The sequence below is a fragment of the Brevibacillus sp. M2.1A genome (assembly GCF_013284355.2).
Lineage (GTDB): Bacteria > Bacillota > Bacilli > Brevibacillales > Brevibacillaceae > Brevibacillus.
The window spans coordinates 5,408,202-5,424,193 of record NZ_JABSUY020000001.1 but is presented as its reverse complement, the minus strand read 5'-3'; the positions used below and the strand labels follow the sequence as shown (position 1 = coordinate 5,424,193).

Annotated in this window: 16 protein-coding genes; 15 read left to right on the top strand and 1 reads right to left on the bottom strand. The window is 48.8% G+C overall.

What is annotated here, in order from left to right:
- Positions 1–114: 114 nt before the first annotated feature.
- The 6 genes from HP567_RS25815 (at position 115) to HP567_RS25790 (ending at position 5,737) form a co-directional block, all read left to right on the top strand.
- A complete protein-coding gene (locus tag HP567_RS25815; protein WP_173610185.1) occupies positions 115–309 on the top strand; it encodes a YezD family protein in 195 nt (64 codons plus the stop codon).
- A gap of 36 nt (positions 310–345) precedes the next feature.
- Positions 346–627, top strand: a complete 282-nt coding sequence (locus HP567_RS25810) for a DUF2325 domain-containing protein (protein ID WP_173610186.1) — start codon at positions 346–348, stop codon at positions 625–627.
- 221 nt (positions 628–848) lie between these two features.
- Positions 849–2,492: a peptide ABC transporter substrate-binding protein gene (locus tag HP567_RS25805; protein ID WP_173610187.1), complete on the top strand. Its 1,644-nt coding sequence runs from the start codon at positions 849–851 to the stop codon at positions 2,490–2,492.
- 69 nt (positions 2,493–2,561) lie between these two features.
- Positions 2,562–3,452, top strand: a complete 891-nt coding sequence (locus HP567_RS25800) for a serine hydrolase (RefSeq protein WP_173610188.1) — start codon at positions 2,562–2,564, stop codon at positions 3,450–3,452.
- A 5-nt stretch (positions 3,453–3,457) separates the two neighbouring features.
- Positions 3,458–4,882 carry a serine hydrolase domain-containing protein gene (locus HP567_RS25795; protein ID WP_173610189.1) on the top strand — a complete coding sequence of 475 codons (1,425 nt, stop codon included), beginning with the start codon at positions 3,458–3,460 and terminating at the stop codon, positions 4,880–4,882.
- Positions 4,883–5,017: 135 nt separating this feature from the next.
- Complete coding sequence (locus HP567_RS25790; protein WP_173610190.1) at positions 5,018–5,737, top strand: 3'-5' exonuclease; 720 nt, start codon at positions 5,018–5,020, stop codon at positions 5,735–5,737.
- 88 nt (positions 5,738–5,825) lie between these two features.
- Here the strand turns inward: HP567_RS25790 and HP567_RS25785 are convergent, their stop codons facing one another.
- On the bottom strand, positions 5,826–6,794 hold the full coding sequence (locus tag HP567_RS25785; protein ID WP_173610191.1) for an MraY family glycosyltransferase: 969 nt from the start codon (positions 6,792–6,794) through the stop codon (positions 5,826–5,828).
- Positions 6,795–6,980: 186 nt separating this feature from the next.
- Between HP567_RS25785 and HP567_RS25780 the strand changes: the two genes are divergently transcribed.
- From HP567_RS25780 to HP567_RS25740, 9 genes are all read left to right on the top strand, one after another.
- A complete protein-coding gene (locus HP567_RS25780; protein ID WP_173610192.1) occupies positions 6,981–7,373 on the top strand; it encodes a hypothetical protein in 393 nt (130 codons plus the stop codon).
- Between the two features lie 91 nt (positions 7,374–7,464).
- The gene (locus HP567_RS25775) at positions 7,465–8,001 is read left to right on the top strand and encodes a GNAT family N-acetyltransferase (protein ID WP_064203098.1); all 537 of its coding nucleotides are present in this window, start codon (positions 7,465–7,467) and stop codon (positions 7,999–8,001) included.
- Between the two features lie 84 nt (positions 8,002–8,085).
- Complete coding sequence (locus tag HP567_RS25770; protein WP_173610193.1) at positions 8,086–9,942, top strand: sensor histidine kinase; 1,857 nt, start codon at positions 8,086–8,088, stop codon at positions 9,940–9,942.
- Positions 9,914–10,672 carry a response regulator transcription factor gene (locus HP567_RS25765; RefSeq protein ID WP_173610194.1) on the top strand — a complete coding sequence of 253 codons (759 nt, stop codon included), beginning with the start codon at positions 9,914–9,916 and terminating at the stop codon, positions 10,670–10,672. Before HP567_RS25770 ends, HP567_RS25765 begins: the two co-directional genes overlap by 29 nt.
- 91 nt (positions 10,673–10,763) lie before the next feature.
- Positions 10,764–12,056, top strand: coding sequence for an ABC transporter substrate-binding protein (locus HP567_RS25760; RefSeq protein WP_173610195.1), 1,293 nt, complete (start codon positions 10,764–10,766; stop codon positions 12,054–12,056).
- Between the two features lie 59 nt (positions 12,057–12,115).
- A complete protein-coding gene (locus tag HP567_RS25755; protein WP_173610196.1) occupies positions 12,116–12,802 on the top strand; it encodes a hypothetical protein in 687 nt (228 codons plus the stop codon).
- Positions 12,803–12,813: 11 nt separating this feature from the next.
- The gene (locus HP567_RS25750) at positions 12,814–13,752 is read left to right on the top strand and encodes a carbohydrate ABC transporter permease (RefSeq protein WP_173610197.1); all 939 of its coding nucleotides are present in this window, start codon (positions 12,814–12,816) and stop codon (positions 13,750–13,752) included.
- Positions 13,742–14,599 (top strand): carbohydrate ABC transporter permease, encoded by an 858-nt coding sequence (locus HP567_RS25745; RefSeq protein ID WP_173610198.1) that lies wholly within the window; start codon positions 13,742–13,744, stop codon positions 14,597–14,599. Before HP567_RS25750 ends, HP567_RS25745 begins: the two co-directional genes overlap by 11 nt.
- Positions 14,600–14,643: 44 nt before the next feature.
- On the top strand, positions 14,644–15,987 hold the full coding sequence (locus HP567_RS25740) for an FAD-dependent oxidoreductase (RefSeq protein WP_173610199.1): 1,344 nt from the start codon (positions 14,644–14,646) through the stop codon (positions 15,985–15,987).
- The last annotated feature ends 5 nt before the right edge of the window (positions 15,988–15,992 follow it).

The window sequence follows — 15,992 nt, the reverse complement described above, 5'->3', positions numbered from 1 at the left end:
AACTGTTTGACATTGACAGCAATCGGGCTCAAGAGGTATTATCAGATCATAAAACATACTAAATAGGTAGGAATAATATGCATTAAATTTGATGAAACAGGAGTGTGAATCCCCATGGCAAAGAATGAGATTCCCCTGGACGATCTCTTATTAGAGAAAATCGCACGCGCACTGGACGGTTTGGAATACGGCTCCATACATATTGTGGTTCACGATTCACAGGTCGTTCAGATTGAGCGAACAGAAAAATACAGACTCCCGGCGGAAAAACCTGAGGCAAAGATTTCGCAAGCGCGCACCGGAAAATAGAAGAAAAGGCGTGGAAAAAAGAGAGGAGGAAGGACTATGGCAGGCGTTCTTGTGGTAGGAGGAGATCGGGTAGCAGAAATCGAGAGCTTGTTGCAGAACAAAGGGTTCCACAATGTCTATCACGTATCTGGTCGCAAAAAATCCGATGTGAAGGCGACGATTCCTTCTGATACGGAACTTGTTCTTGTCTTTATTAACTTCGTGAGTCACAGCTTGTGTAAAAATATAAAGAAGCTGGCGAAGCAAAAGCACGTCCCGATCGTTTTTTGCCGACGGTCATGTGATGCGGTAGCTATGTATGAACCAGCAATAAGCTAGAGAGGACAGCCCCATATGCGCGAATGAATAGAAGTATTCAAGGATGAATACTTCTTTTTTGCGTGACAGAGACTACTGGTAGAAACTTGTCGGAGCGACCCGGGTAAATGTATTCAGCAGGGAATAAAATCAACCAAAGAACAACGGAAAATACGAATGGCATAAAATTTGCAGAATATTTATTCAATAATCAGATATCCGACTCAAACAGGGGGTACAGCATGAAAAGACCAGTTGTCATGACAAGTCTCTTCGTTTTGCTTAGTGGACTATTTGCAGGCTGTAGCAGCGGCAATACGCCGACTCAAACCGCACCAGACAACCAGCAGCAAACCGCGCCAGCGCAGCAGGCAACTATGCAGACTGCGGCCGAGCAGACGTTGCACATGAATGCCGCAGAGCCCGAAACACTTGATTCAGGCATGTCCAACGATGTGATTTCCGGTGCTTTCATCCGTTCGCTGTACGACGGGCTCGTTCGTTTGGACAAGGATGGCAAGCCAGTCAATTCCGTTGCCTCCGACATTCGAGTATCGGAGGACAAAAAGGTGTACACCTTTACATTGCGCGACAGCAAGTGGAGCAATGGCGACCCGGTTACGGCTCAAGACTTCGCCTACGGCTGGATGCGTGTACTCAATCCGAAGACAGCCAGCGGGTCCGCCTACAAGTATTATCCGATCAAAAATGCCCGTGCCTTTTATGAAGGGAAGGCGAAAGCGGAGGATGTCGGCATTAAGGTCGTCAATGACAAGACCCTGCAAGTCAATTTGGAAAACCCGACTCCATACTTCCTGACACTTGCGACCTTCTACTATCCGGTCAACCAAAAGGTAGTAGAAGCCAATCCCGATTGGGCGAAAAAGCCCGAGTCCATCGTGACCAATGGGCCGTTCAAGCTCGTAAATTGGGAGCATAAAAACAAGATTGAGCTGGCCAAAAACGAGCACTATTGGGACAAAGACGTTGTGAAGTTTAACGAAATCGAGTTTTCCATGATAGAAGATACGAATACCGAGCTGGAGCTATTCAATAGCGGCGAGCTGGATTGGGCTGGCGGCCCGATTAGCGGTCTGCCTGCAGATGCCATTGGACCGTTACGTGATGAAGGCAAGCTGCAAACCATGAAACGTGCCACCAACTACTATCTCTTGTTCCAGACACAGAAGCCGCCATTTACGAATAGCAAAATCCGCAAAGCGTTTGCCTACGCGATCAACCGCAGTGACATCGCAGAAAACATCGGTCAAGCCGGACAGACTCCCTTGATGGGCTTCGTCCCGCTTTCCTCTTCTCTAAAGCCGGAAGGATATTTCAAGGATAACGATGTGGAGACGGCGAAACAGTTATTGGCAGAAGGAATGAAGGAGCTTGGTATCACCAAGCTGCCCGAAATCACCTATCTTTACAATACCTCCGACCTCAACAAGAAGATTGCCGAAGCATTGCAGGCTCAATGGAAGCAAGCTCTCGGTGTGGACGTCAAGCTGATCAACAAAGAATTGAAGGTCATGTTTGACGATCAGGAGCAAGGGAAGTACATGATTTCCCGAACAGGCTGGACGGGAGATTACAACGACTCTGTCAACTTCCTGGAGCTGATGATGGAGAAGTACAGCTCCAATAACTCTACCTTCTGGTTTAGCGAGAAATACGTAGAGCTGGTGAAAAAGGCGTACGCCGAGCCGGACGAGGCCAAACGCAATCAGTATCTGGTCGAAGCGGAGAGCATCTTGATGGAAGAAATGCCGGTCACTGGTGTGTATTCCAGCGTCAATTCATGGGTACAAAATGAAAAAGTAAAAGGCATCACGGTCGATCCATTGGGCTACATCGACTTCAAGTGGGGATACAAAGAACAATAGCGCTAAAAAGAAATGGCCGACACGAAAATACATGTGTGGGCCGTTTCGCGAGATGGGGGAGGAATTTTGATGACATGGCAACAAGCGGTAGAAAACGTATTGAAGGAAGCGCCCGGTATTTTTGGAATCGCAGCTGTGCATTTGGAAACGGGAGAGACAGCAGGACATCTGGAGGAAGAGTTGTTTCAACTGGCGAGTGCATTCAAAATCCCGATCATGGTCACCTTGATGCGCGAGGTGGAAGCAGGACGAATCCGCCTCGATCAGCGTGTGACACTGAAATGGGAGGATCGCGTCCCAGGGTCGGGCATTTTGCAAGAGCTGGATGCCGGAGCGGCTTTAACGGTCAAAGACTTGGCGACACTGATGACGATTGTCAGCGATAACTATGCGACAGACCAAATTCTCGAGCTGATCGGCGGCATCGACAAGGTGAATGAGCACATGCATGAGCTGGGGCTTTCGCAGATTCATTTGCGGCATAATTGCTGGGAGCTCCTCAACCATTGTGTGGGTATGAATGAGCCTGCACCATCGGAGGCAGGGTTCGATGAGTTCATGCGACGGGAAGAGTCAGGCAATTACGAATTGATCCACGATGTCTCGATGCCTACGCTTGATAATAACGTAGCGACACCTGCCGAGCTGAACCGCCTGCTCGTTCTGATTGCGCGAAAACAAATTCTCACGGAAGCCTCCTGCGAGCTAATGCTGGACATCATGCGACGTCAGCATTACAACAGCCGTCTGCCGTACATGCTGCCAGAAGGAACAAAGGTCGCACATAAGACCGGGACCGTCAATGCTGTCGTCAATGATGCTGGCATCATTTATTTGCCCGAAGGAAAAGGAATGATTGCGATCACGGCACTATCACGCGGTGTGACTGACAAAGAAGCCGCAGAGCATACCATCGCCCGTGTTGCAAAAGCGATTTATGAGCAAGCGATAGGGAGTTGATGAAAATGACGGCATGGAAGGAACAGTTCCAGGCGTATGCACAGCAGCTGCTGGACGAGGCGAATGCTCCGGGTGCAGCTATAGCTGTTGCACGTGAAGGTGAGCTTTTGTACGAGGGGACGTTCGGGTTTCGTGACAGAGAACAGCAACAGCCCCTTTCCCTCGACACCGCTTTTGGCATCGCATCCATCACCAAATCGTTTACCTGCGTTGCGATCATGCAGTTGCAGGAGGCAGGCAAGCTGTCTGTTCATGATCCCGTCGTGAAATATTTGCCTGAGTTTCGGGCGGGCGATCACGAACTGACAGCACGCATGACGATCCATCATTTCATGACACATACGCCCGGAATAGCGCCCATGCCTTACTTAGATGGTGCAATGAGGCGGAGTATGGAGAATGATCCTGCTGTCATTGGAACCAAGGCAGAGGAAGAACTAAAGACAGTGCCTTACCTGGATACGTACGAAGAAGTCATGGAAGCCATTGCTGGATTCGAAGGGAAGCCACTCTCAGAGCCAGGGGGTGCCTTTAGCTACAACAACGATGCATACGGGCTTTTGGGGGCGATCATTGAACGGGTCAGCAACCAGACGTATGAGCAATACATGGCGACGCATATTTTGCAGCCACTGGGTATGAATAGAACCGTTTTTTCTGTGGATGAGTTGGCTGACCAGGCTGACGTCACGATCTTGTATACCAACAAAAAAATTGATGACGAAAATCAAATCATTGCAGCACCCATCTGGCACGATGCTCCACCGATGCGGGCGGCCGGTTTCCTCAAATCGACTGTGAATGATCTACTCGCTTATTTGGAAGTCTTTCGTTTGGGGGCAACGGGAAACCCGACAACTATTTTGTCTGCCGATAGCGTCCGGCAAATGCTCACCCCCTTTGCTCGTGTGGACGGGCATCGCTCCTACGGCTATGGTTTGATGGTCTCGCCTGCCTTTCCAGATGGCTTGCTGGTAGAGCATGGCGGATCGTTGAAGGGAATCAGCTCGCACATTTTTTCGGTTCCGGCTCAAGGGATTACGGGCGTGATTCTGGTCAATCTCGATGGCGTGAGCGTCCGAGAGTTGGTCCTCGGCTTTTTGAACAGTTATTTTGCAAGGTCGGCTGGTGCTCCGGTCTATGCCTATGATCCATACGAGGTCACAGATGAGCAGTTATCATTGTACGAGGGTCGCTACTCTTCGCAGGAATGGGTAAGCGCATCGATTGCCAAAAGCGAAGGGAAGCTATTCCTGGAGGTGGATGGTCTCTCGTTTCCGCTGATCCCGGTACAAAAAGACAGCTTCATTTTCCAAAAAAGAGACTCCATCCCCTGGATTGAATTTTTCGGGGATGAAGACGGGCAAATAGCGAGGATGAGCTACGGATTGCGTCAATTGACGAGGGAATCGACAAAATCACCAGACTAAACAAATAAACAAGGATAGGAATCCGATGGGTTCTTATCCTTTTTCGTTTCAATCACAGCCGCTTTGGTCTTTGTTTTGCTTTCTATGCCCGATTCGAGCCATAATAGAGACAATACATACAGGATGTGATTACGCTTGCAGATCATTGTTTTTGACCTTGAAACGACACTGACATATCAGAGAGACAAGATTCCGGAAATTATTGAGATCGGAGCGGCAAAAGTCGTGCCCGGAAAAAATGGCGTGGAGGTCGACACATTTCAGCGCTATACCTTTCCAGCCATTGAACGCAGAATCTCGGAGAGAACACGGAAGTTCATCGGTCTCGATAAAGAGAACATGCCAACCTTTATCCCGTTTCGCCGGGCGTTCGCAGAATTTATGAAGTGGATCGGCAACGATTCTGAATACTACCTGTGCACATGGGGGCAAGATGACAAGCGGCTGATGATCGAGCATTGTGCGCGGTTCGGTTTGGACTTCAACTGGATGCGCAATTACAATGACATCCAACCGCCAATTAGCATGCTTTTGGCTGATCGCAAACAGATGAGTCTAAAAGAAGCGATCGACACGGCAGGAATCATCCAGGAGGGTAGGCTGCACTCGGCCTTGGTCGATGCCATCCACACAGCTCATTTGCTCATGAAATACAACAAGACGGTGCACCTCAAAGAAAACACGCCAGTGGAGAACTACAACTTGTCGAGCTCGTTGTACATTACGTGCCGGTCTTGCAAAAAAAGCAAATACTACACGGCTTTTGGGCGAAAAAGCAGAAGGTGCGAGGCTTGCCTGCAACATCGCAAGAAGCTGGAAAATGCCGCAGAAGCAGCAACCGTCCAACAGAGCTAGCGGGAGAGAGACTTTGCGTAATCCGCTCATAAAAAAAATGCCGCAGGGACTAGACCCAAGCGGCATTTTTCATTGTGATCGATAATAACTATACTCCGAGCAGGAGCAGGATAATAGACGTCAGACTAAAGCAAACACTGATCAAGCACAGGAAGGTGACGACCTGCTTTGGATTGAGTCCAGAACGCAGCAGGCGATAATGAACCTGACTGGCATCTGCTTGGTAGATCGGTTTTCCTTGCAGGAAGCGTTTGGTCACCACAAACAGATTATCAAAAATCGGCACACCGAGTGCTAAAATCGGAATGAACAAGGAGAGAATCGTTGCCTGTTTAAAGGCACCATCCAACGCGATAACGGCCAAGATAAAGCCAAGGAAGGTCGCGCCTGCATCTCCCATGAAAATTTTGGCCGGCGGTTTGTTGTACCGCAGATAAGCCAAGGCAACACCGATCAGACTGATCGCCATAATCGCAGATGTGCTTTGTCCTTTTACCAAAGCGACTACGAAGAGTGTGCCTGCGGAGATCGCAGAAAGTCCTCCAGCCAAACCGTCCATGCCATCCGAAAAGTTGATGACCGTCGTTACTCCGAAAATCCACAAGATGGTCAGGATGAACTGCAACCATTGCGGGAGTAAGATGTATTCGCCACTCAATGGATTGTAAAAGCCGGAAAAAGTAATACCCGACAGATAGACAATGACGGCGGCAGATACTTGGACGATCAGCTTGGGCAGGGCGGAAAAATCCTTGCCTTGCGTCTTGTACCAGTCATCAATGGTACCGATAATCAACAGCAGTAGTGAACCTGACAGTACTGCGATTGTTTGCCCGGTCGATTCTTTCGAGAAGAGCAAAAACGATGCAGCAAAGCCGACAAAAATAGCGTAGCTGGCTGTCAATGGGATAGGCTCCCGGTGAATTTTTCTTTCCACGTCTTTACGTGGCTTGTCCACAAAATCAAGGCGAAATGCCAATTTAGCCAGAGGCGGAATCAGCACCATAACGATACAAAACGACAGTAAAAACGAAAGAGCGTACGTTATCGTGACCATCTCCTACAGGTAGTGAGCTTTCTATATGCAAAGATACTCGCATACCGTGTTGTTTGACAAGTCTATTATAGGAAGTATTCCAAATTTTGTCGACTCTTGCAATCACGTGAGGGTGAGGTACCAAAAAAAGTTGGTACTTATCTCCAACAGATCCGATCCCTATAATCCTTCGTAGGAGGGATCCAGATGGAATACATGGCATTATGGTTTATATTAGGGATCATCTTTTCCATAACACTCGCAGCGAAACAGATTAAGCCTTGGCTGAAATTCGTTATATTCGGTTACTACCTCGTGCTATCTTACCTATTTATCTCTCGTAAAGAACAGATATATAGTGAATATCATCGGCTGCCCGTGCCGGAGCAGTTCTGGAAAACCAACTCGGATTGGGTGGGACTCATGCTCGGTTTTTATTTTGTCCCATTTCTCCTCCTCCTGTTGTTCATCTACTTTTGGCTGTTTCGAGATGCCAACAGTGTGAAGAAACGGTTTTTCATTTCTCTAACCATTGTACCCGCGGCGATTATCTATCTATGCTTGCTGTTTGTTTTCAGTATGTACGGATATCGACCTTAAAAACCTAGAGTGCAGTTACAAGCGGACGGTTAACAGGCGTCCGTTTTTCTGTTTAAATAGTATGAAAAGTTTCCAATGCGAGGAGGTTCTTATGAAGGGATCCAAATTGAAGTCTGGGCAAAATGTCATCATTCGATCAGCGGAGCTGGCAGATGCTGAAGCCTTGGTTGCGTTCATACATTGCGTATCAGGAGAGACGGATAATTTGTCATTTGGACCGCAAGAATGGACAGTCACCCCTGATGAGCAAAAAGAAAACATCAAAAGATGTCTGGAAGCTCACAATCAACTTTGTTTGATTGCAGAGGTTGACGGGAGAATTGTAGGGAACATGACATTTCGAGGGGGTATCCGATCGCGGACGCAGCATGTAGGTGAATTTGGGATTAGCGTCTTGAAAGAATTTTGGGGATCAGGGGTTGGGAGACTTCTACTCGAATCCTTGCTGGAATGGGCCAAGCAATCAAAAGTCATACGAAAAATCAATCTGAAAGTCCGTTCAGACAACGATTCTGCTATTCATTTGTACAAAAAGCTGGGCTTCAAGGAAATGGGTACGTTGACGAGAGAATTTTTGATTGGGGATACATTCTACGATTGTCTCTACATGGGCATCGAAATAGACTGAGGAACAGACCGTCAGGATTTTGGACCTGACGGATTTTTTGATGAGGAAAATACTGATTATTCAAACAAGTGGAAAGGGGCCATCATGAAAAGGAAAGTCTCGACGCTTTTTTTAAACGGAACACTGCGTGCGAAGATTCTCACGCTTTTTCTCTGCTTGATCGCAATCCCGTTGAGCTTGCAAGGGGTCATCACGTACAGCAAGTTTACGGCTTCAACGGAATTGAGAACGGCTGAATACACGGGGCAGATTGTGGGGCAGATCAACCGCAACCTGGAGCGCAATATACGGGAGATGAAGCGTTTATCACTCATGCCGCTCTACGATCCGGAAGTCCTGTCCATTTTAAAAGAAATTCAGACAAATACGTCGGCTACTTCTTTTCTCTCCATGGAAAAAAGGGAGAAAATGACGCTGTTTATCTCCAGTCTTTCCTATAGCCGACCGGAAGTAAAAGGTATTCAAATCATCGCGGGAAATGGCATGATTTTTTCCAATCTGGACCCCTCTGTCATGAAGAGCAAGGAAGATTTGGCAGAAGAGGGATGGTATTCGCGCGTGATCAAGGAACAGGGCGCAGCCGTCATTATTCCACAGCATCGACCCAGCTATTATTTGGATGCCTCTGGGGAGCGCTATATGTCAGTGGCTCGGTTATTGCGTGATCCGTATACGAAAGTACCGCTTGGAATCATGAAAATCGATATGAAAATGGACATGTTTGACCAGATCTTGTCTGATATGCCTTTTACCAAGGATGGGAGCTTGATCATCGTCAACGAGGGAAACGAGCTGTTTTATGAAAAGAGGGAGAGCGAAGGCTCGCCGGGTTATCGTACTTTGCTGCAAGAAACCCCTGCGATCAATCGTGGGGATGCGAATCAGAAGGTGATTCAGGGACAGCCATATCTCTTCGTGGATCATCAATCAAAAGAGACGGGGCTTGTGGTGATTAGTCTGATTCCGCTCGATATCCTGCTCGCAGAATCCAATAGCTTGCGCAGTTTTACGATGTTGATTGCGGCGATGTTTTTGCTCGTCGCTGGCGGACTTGCGATTTATTTTTCCTATTCACTCAGCAAGCCGCTCGTTCAGTTGAAAGAGAAAATGCTGCAAGTAAAGCGGGGAAACTTCCATGAACGAGTTCCTGTCGCTTCCCAAGACGAGCTCGGGAAGCTGAGCGAGCAATTTAATCAGATGGTCGAGGAAATCAACCGCCTTGTCAATGAGGTGTATCTTAGTAGCTTGCGTGAGCGGGAGGCGGAGCTGGCGGCCTTGCAGAGTCAGATCAATCCGCATTTTATTTACAACACACTCGAATCGATCAATATGATGGCGATCCGCTCGGGTAATTACGATGTGTCCGATATGGTTGCTTCGCTCGGAAAACTCATGCGCTATACGGTCGCGCGAGAGGATGGGCAGGTTACGCTGACGCAAGAACTGATGTCGTTAGAATCCTACGTCCGTATTCAAAAGATTCGTCTGGGAGAGCGCCTTCAGGTGTTTATGGACGTAGAAGAGAGCCTGTCGGATCAGCGTATCCCGAAGCTGCTGCTACAGCCATTGCTTGAAAATGCGATTGCACACGGGATTGAGCATCAGGAACAGGGAGGGACGATATGGCTCACGGCGCTTTGTCAGGAGGGTGTGATGCAGATTAGTGTGAGAGACAATGGCAAGGGAATGTCCGAGCAAACTTTGAGTCGTCTGCTCGCAAGTCTGCGTACGCCTATGCAGCAGCATGAGATGACAGGAAACGCACACAATGGGACAGCCTTGCGAAACATTTCCCAGCGGCTGACCTTATTGTTCGGGGATGAGTATGGGCTAACGATTGTGAGCAGACCGGATCAGGGCACGGAAATTACGATGAAGATTCCACTCGATTTTCAGAAGGGAGAATCACGCCATGTACAAAGTATTGCTGGTGGAAGATGAACGAATGATTCGGGAAGGCTTGAGAACGTTAATTGAAAAAGGAACATCTGGTTTTGCCGTCATGGCAGAAGCGGAAAATGGAAAGGACGCCTTGCAATATCTGCGCACGGAAATGCCTGATTTGGTTGTGACAGATATCCGCATGCGGGAAGTGGATGGCTTGGCGCTGATCGGGAAAATTCGGGAGATGTACGAGGAGCTGCCCATTGTGATTATTAGTGGCTATGGTGATTTTCACTACGCACAGAAAGCATTGAAGTACAAAGTCTCCGACTACCTTTTGAAGCCTATTGATCGAGTAGAACTGGTGAGCACGCTCGCTAAAATCAGGGAGGTGCTGGATCGTAAAAAGAAAGTCCGGGAAGAACAAAACACCGTCGACGGCAGCCATAGAGAAGAAAGACAAATCATTCGCAAGGTAAAAGCATTCATTCACGATCATTTGGACGGCGATCTGAGACTCCAAACACTAGCGGAATGTGTTCATTTGAATCCGATTTATTTGAGTCAATTGTTCAAGACCGAGACGGGGGAAAATGTCTCTGACTACATCACGCAGGTGAGGATGAACCGTGCCAAGCAGCTGTTACACGAGACGAGCCTGAAGGTATATGATATCGCGCGCTTAGTGGGGTATCAGAGCGCGAAGCATTTCATGCTGGTATTTAAAAAGGAAGTCGGGATGACACCTGGGAGCTACCGAGATCTCGTCGGCAGTAAAGATCTTTAAATCTCATACCAAATCTAAATCCTGCATGATTTATCTTACTATTCACTCAATTTTATACTGGTGACAGGGAAAACAGATAAGGAGGTACGCCATGAAAAAGGCAATCCTGTTGGCATTGTCTACTGCTTTGACAGCGTTTACATTTGGGTGCAGCAACACCGCGACGACTCCCGGTGACTCCGCAACGGGCAAGAAAGAAGCAGTCGAGCTTACGTTTTTGACATGGGGCAACCAAGCCCACTTGGACCTGTATACGAAGCTCTCTGAAAAATTTACGCAACAAAACCCGACCATCAAGGTGAAGCTGGAATCTGTGCCATTCCCCGATTACCAGCAAAAGGTGACGGTGCTGGCTGCTGGTCAGGAGCTGCCTGACATCGGTTGGGTGTCTGAGCGAATGGTGCCGCAGTTTATGGAGAATGGGATATTGGAAGATGTCTCGGATGTAAAGAACGACGCTGCATTTAAGCTGGATGACTTTATCCCGTCGACGCTTGAGTTGTTCCAAAAAGACGACAAATTGTACGGACTGCCGTTTTCTACCCCACCTACCGTGATGTTCTACAACAAAGACTTGTTTGACAAGGCTGGCTTGAAATCGCCGAACGACCTTGCGAAGGAAGGAAAATGGACGTGGGAGGAATTCGAAAAGTCAGCGCAGGCGATCTCGAGCGGAACCGGGGCGAGCAAAATCTACGGGGCCAACTTCTTCCGCGATTGGAAAACGTGGATCATTCTGTCTTCCTATTCATGGTCAAATGGCAGCGGCCCGTTTAACAAAGAGATGAATCAGTTTACGTGGAATGACCAATACGGAGTGGAGACACTCAGCATGCTCCAACGGATGATGTTTACAGATGGGTCACATCCGAAGGCAGGTGAACAGGTTAGCTTTGAATCAGGCAAAATTGGCATGTTCTTTGATGTGTACAGCTACGTTTCGAAGGCGCGGACGATCAAGGATTTCAAGTGGGACATTGCTCCGATGCCAGCGGGTTCACAAGGCTCGGCACCGATGCTCGGTCAGGCAGGGTATTCGATTTTCAAAGGAACCAAGCATTTGGAGGAGACCAAGCTGTTCCTCAAGTTCCTCGCGAGTGAGCACGGTGTCCAGGAGACCTCGACTTACTTTGTCCCGCCGCGCTTGTCTGTGTTGAATTCCGATCCGTTCTTGAATGTTCCAGGCAACCCTGACCCTGCACACATCAAGCAGGCCGTTATCGATGAAATGCCTAAGGCACATCTGCAACCAGGCCATGTGGACTGGCAAAAAATCGACACGACAATCCTGGCTGGTTTTGATCAATTATTTGGTCAAACGGCACAGCCTGCGGATATCGTGAAGTCGCTGGAAGAGAAAGTTAATCCGATCATGAAAAAGTAAGCAAGCTCGTCACAACGGTCTGGGATACAGGCCGTTGTGAAATTGAGAGGGAGGTTACGATGAATCGTTTTCGACAGGCACTGGAAGAGAAGCCGTTTCTGCTCATGGTCAGTCTCCCGCATAACGATGAGACCTTGGCCAGAGCTGCGATAGAGGAAGGCGCAGATGGCTTGAAGATGCATATCAATGTGTACCATCGTGCCAGTGGCAACCGGTTCGGGCCTCTGGCTGAATATACGGACTTTCTCCAAAAGATACGCAGCCAGTTCGCAGGGCCGATTGGCATTGTTCCTGGCGGGTCAATGGAGGAGCTCAATCCCGAGGAAATCAGGCAGTTCGATTCACTGGGAATCGACTTCATCTCCATCTATGGTCATCATTTGCCAGCGTCCCTTTTGAAAATAGAAGGAGTGGCGAGTACGTTTGCCATTGATGATCAGTTCGATTTGAACCGATTGGAAGCCGTGAAGCATTTTTCCATGACCGCATTAGAGGCGTCGATTATTCCGGGGAACGAGTATGGTACGGGGCTTACGTTTGCCGATCTGCTCGCCTATCGGTATATCGTAGAGAAGGCAGGCATCCCCATCATCGTCCCGACACAGCGAAAAATTGTGGCGGAGGATGTGGAAGCTCTACGTGAAACGGGGGTTCGCGTCCTGTTAGCTGGAGCGATGGCGATCGGGAAAACCGAGGATGAAATACGCCGTTCCATCCATGCATTGCGAAATGCGATAGACAACTAAGGAGGGATCGTATGGAGAGCAAGTTGAATGTCCCGCTCTCTCCTGACAAGAGAACACGTGGAACAAGAAAAAAATCCTTCAACCGAGAAGCGAATCTGGCAGGATGGCTGTTTGTCAGCCCAATGGTTATCGGGTTTGTGGTGCTGTTGTTAGGCCCGCTTTTACTCGCGCTGTACATGAGCTTTACGGATTGGCCATTACTGGGGGAAGCCGAATTTATTGGGCTGGAAAATTACAGAGTGATTTTTCAAGATGCCGAATTTTGGACGGTCGTGGGCAATACATTTGCGTTCTCGGCTGGACTGGTCCCCTTAAACATCGTGTTGGCGTTGGGGTTGGCCTTACTGCTCGTGCGCAAGCTGCCGGGGATCGGGATATTCCGCACAGCGATTTTTGTGCCAGTCATGACATCGCTGATCGTCTGGGCAATTGTGTGGAAGTATTTGTTTGCGACAGACACGGGGTTTATCAATCAGATCTTGCAGATGTTTGGGATTACAGGCCCTTCATGGCTGTACAATCCAAAGCTGGCGATGCCGGTGGTGATCGTGACGAGTGTCCTGAAAAATGTGGGCTTGAACATGGTTCTGTTCATCGCTGCTTTGCAGCAGGTGCCTGTTCACTTATACGAGGCGGCCCGCATTGATGGAGCCAGTCGGACGCGCCAATTGTTTCAGATTACGATCCCGATGATTAGTCCGACGGTTTTTTTAACCACGTTGTTGACGATCATCGGCTCGCTCAAGGTGTTTGGGCAGATTTACGTCATGACCCAAGGGGGGCCTGATAACAGTACAAAGGTGCTTGTCTATTACATATGGGAGCGTGCCTTCAAAAACTTTGAATTCGGCTATGCGTCTGCACTTGCCTTTGTGCTGTTCTTTATCATTTTAGTATTTACGCTCTTGCAGTGGCAGTTTAGAAAAAGGTGGGTGTTCCATGAAGAGTAATCGCCACAGATTACAAGCGGGCAAGTTATTGGGGATTGGCAGTCACTATGTCGCGTTAGGAGCAATCTCCCTACTGATGCTGGTGCCTTTTTTGTGGATGCTTTCTACATCATTAAAAGAGCCGGCCAAAATATTCGTCTTTCCGCCAGAGTTTATCCCTTCGTCGATTCGCTTGGAGAACTACACAGAGGTTTTGGCGAATACGCCGTTTCATCTGTTCTATTGGAACAGCCTGTACATTGCGATTCTGGTCACGGTTGGAACGGTTTTATTTTCATCGATTGCAGGCTATGCGTTTGCCAGAATCCCGTTTCGGGGACGTAATATCGTCTTTCTGGTGCTGCTGTCGACAATGATGATCCCGCATGAAGTGACGTCGATTCCAATGTTTTTGTTCATGCGCATGCTTGGATTTATCAATACGCATGTACCGCTAATTGTCCTTCCCATTTTCGGGGCAGGCGGAATTTTTGGTGTGTTCGTCATGCGCCAGTTTTTCCTCGGGATTCCAAAGGAACTGGAGGAGGCGGCAATGATTGATGGCTGCTCGCGTTGGCGGATTTATTGGAGCATCATGCTGCCACTGGCGAAGCCAGCCATCGCAACGCTGACGATTTTTACGTTTTTGACGAGCTGGAACGAGTTTTATGATCCGCTCATTTTCATCAACGACAGAGAGCTGATGACGCTGCCGCTCGCTTTGTCCTTGTTTACCGATGAAGTAGGGACAGCATGGCATCATTTGATGAGTGCATCCGTCATGGCAACCTTGCCGCTTTTGATTGTGTTCTTTTTCGCCCAAAAGCAGTTTATCGAGGGCGTATCGATGACGGGCCTCAAAGACTAGAGGAAGCATGGATGGGAAGGAAGTTCTACAAGGAGTGAGTGCAGATGAATCGAGTAGTGGAAGCAGATGTAGTCGTGGTAGGCGGGGGCCCGGCAGGAATCAGTGCCGCTCTTGCCAGCGGACGATTGGGAGCCAAGACAATCCTGATCGAGCGGTACGGCTTTCTCGGAGGGATGTCGACGATTGCGCTTGTTTATCCGTGGATGACGTTTCATACGGAAAAAGGCGAGCAAGTCATCAAAGGAATTGCACAGGAAATCGTCGACCGCTTGCAAGAAAAGGGGGGATCGCCTGGACATTTGCAGGATACGGTAGGATTCGTGAGCACAGTCACGCCGTATCATCCGGAAATTTACAAGCTGGTCGCTGTGGAAATGCTCAAGGAAGCGGGCGTCAAGCTGTTTGTCCACAGCTTTGTCGATCAGGTGAAGGTAGAAGGGATTGAGATTACTTCGGTTACGCTCACCAGCAAATCGGGCAAATACGAGATCAAGGCCAAGGTGTTCGTCGATGCGACAGGAGATGCAGATCTCGCTTATTTATCGGGAGCGCCGACGAGCAAAGGGCGAGATGCAGACGGGCTGACACAGCCGATGACCATGAAGTTCCGCATGCGCGGCGTCGATCTGGAGCAGGTGAAGCAGTACATGCTTGACCATCCAGATGAGTTTTATCATAAGACACCGTTTGCACAGCTGCCGTCCATTCCACTGACGGGTGTCCAAGGCTTTTATACGCATTGGAAGATGTCAGGTGTTCCGATTAATCGGGATCAAGTTCTGTTTTTCACAGGGCCTGAGAGCGATGAAGTTCTGATCAATTGCACGCGGGTGCAGGGGCTGGATGGAACAGATGTCGAGGATTTGACGGAAGCGGAGGAAGAAGGGAGACGTCAAGTTTTATTGATGTCTGAATTTTTAAAAAATAAAGTTCCTGGTTTCGCGAAAGCATCCGTCTCCGCAGTCGGAACGCAAATTGGCATCCGTGAGACACGCAGAATCGTCGGAGAGTACAGTTTGACGATCAAAGATGTGGTCGCGGGCAGGCGTTTTCCGGATGTCATCGCACGTAGCGGCTATCCGGTTGATATTCACGATCCTTCTGGCAAAGGCGTAGTGGCAGCAGATATTGAAGGGGAGGGCGCTTATGACATTCCGTATCGCTGTCTGATCCCTGCGTCCATTGACAACTTGCTTGCGGCGGGGCGTTGTATCTCTACGACCCATGAAGCGCTGGCGACGACCAGGCTTACCCCGAGCTGTATGGCGACAGGGCAAGCAGCAGGTACAGCAGCCGCTATCGCATTTCACGACAAGACCATTCCGCGTTTGATTCACGTGGGTAAATTACAGGAACAATTGCGTCTAGCGAATGCCGTCCTCGATTAAACCTT

Coding starts and splice junctions, on each gene's coding strand:
- HP567_RS25815 (WP_173610185.1), top strand. CDS start 115: ATGGCAAAGAATGAGATTCCCCTGGACGATCTCTTATTAGAGAAAATC.
- HP567_RS25810 (WP_173610186.1), top strand. CDS start 346: ATGGCAGGCGTTCTTGTGGTAGGAGGAGATCGGGTAGCAGAAATCGAG.
- HP567_RS25805 (WP_173610187.1), top strand. CDS start 849: ATGAAAAGACCAGTTGTCATGACAAGTCTCTTCGTTTTGCTTAGTGGA.
- HP567_RS25800 (WP_173610188.1), top strand. CDS start 2,562: ATGACATGGCAACAAGCGGTAGAAAACGTATTGAAGGAAGCGCCCGGT.
- HP567_RS25795 (WP_173610189.1), top strand. CDS start 3,458: ATGACGGCATGGAAGGAACAGTTCCAGGCGTATGCACAGCAGCTGCTG.
- HP567_RS25785 (WP_173610191.1), bottom strand. CDS start 6,794: ATGGTCACGATAACGTACGCTCTTTCGTTTTTACTGTCGTTTTGTATC.
- HP567_RS25780 (WP_173610192.1), top strand. CDS start 6,981: ATGGAATACATGGCATTATGGTTTATATTAGGGATCATCTTTTCCATA.
- HP567_RS25775 (WP_064203098.1), top strand. CDS start 7,465: ATGAAGGGATCCAAATTGAAGTCTGGGCAAAATGTCATCATTCGATCA.
- HP567_RS25770 (WP_173610193.1), top strand. CDS start 8,086: ATGAAAAGGAAAGTCTCGACGCTTTTTTTAAACGGAACACTGCGTGCG.
- HP567_RS25765 (WP_173610194.1), top strand. CDS start 9,914: ATGTACAAAGTATTGCTGGTGGAAGATGAACGAATGATTCGGGAAGGC.
- HP567_RS25760 (WP_173610195.1), top strand. CDS start 10,764: ATGAAAAAGGCAATCCTGTTGGCATTGTCTACTGCTTTGACAGCGTTT.
- HP567_RS25755 (WP_173610196.1), top strand. CDS start 12,116: ATGAATCGTTTTCGACAGGCACTGGAAGAGAAGCCGTTTCTGCTCATG.
- HP567_RS25750 (WP_173610197.1), top strand. CDS start 12,814: ATGGAGAGCAAGTTGAATGTCCCGCTCTCTCCTGACAAGAGAACACGT.
- HP567_RS25745 (WP_173610198.1), top strand. CDS start 13,742: ATGAAGAGTAATCGCCACAGATTACAAGCGGGCAAGTTATTGGGGATT.
- HP567_RS25740 (WP_173610199.1), top strand. CDS start 14,644: ATGAATCGAGTAGTGGAAGCAGATGTAGTCGTGGTAGGCGGGGGCCCG.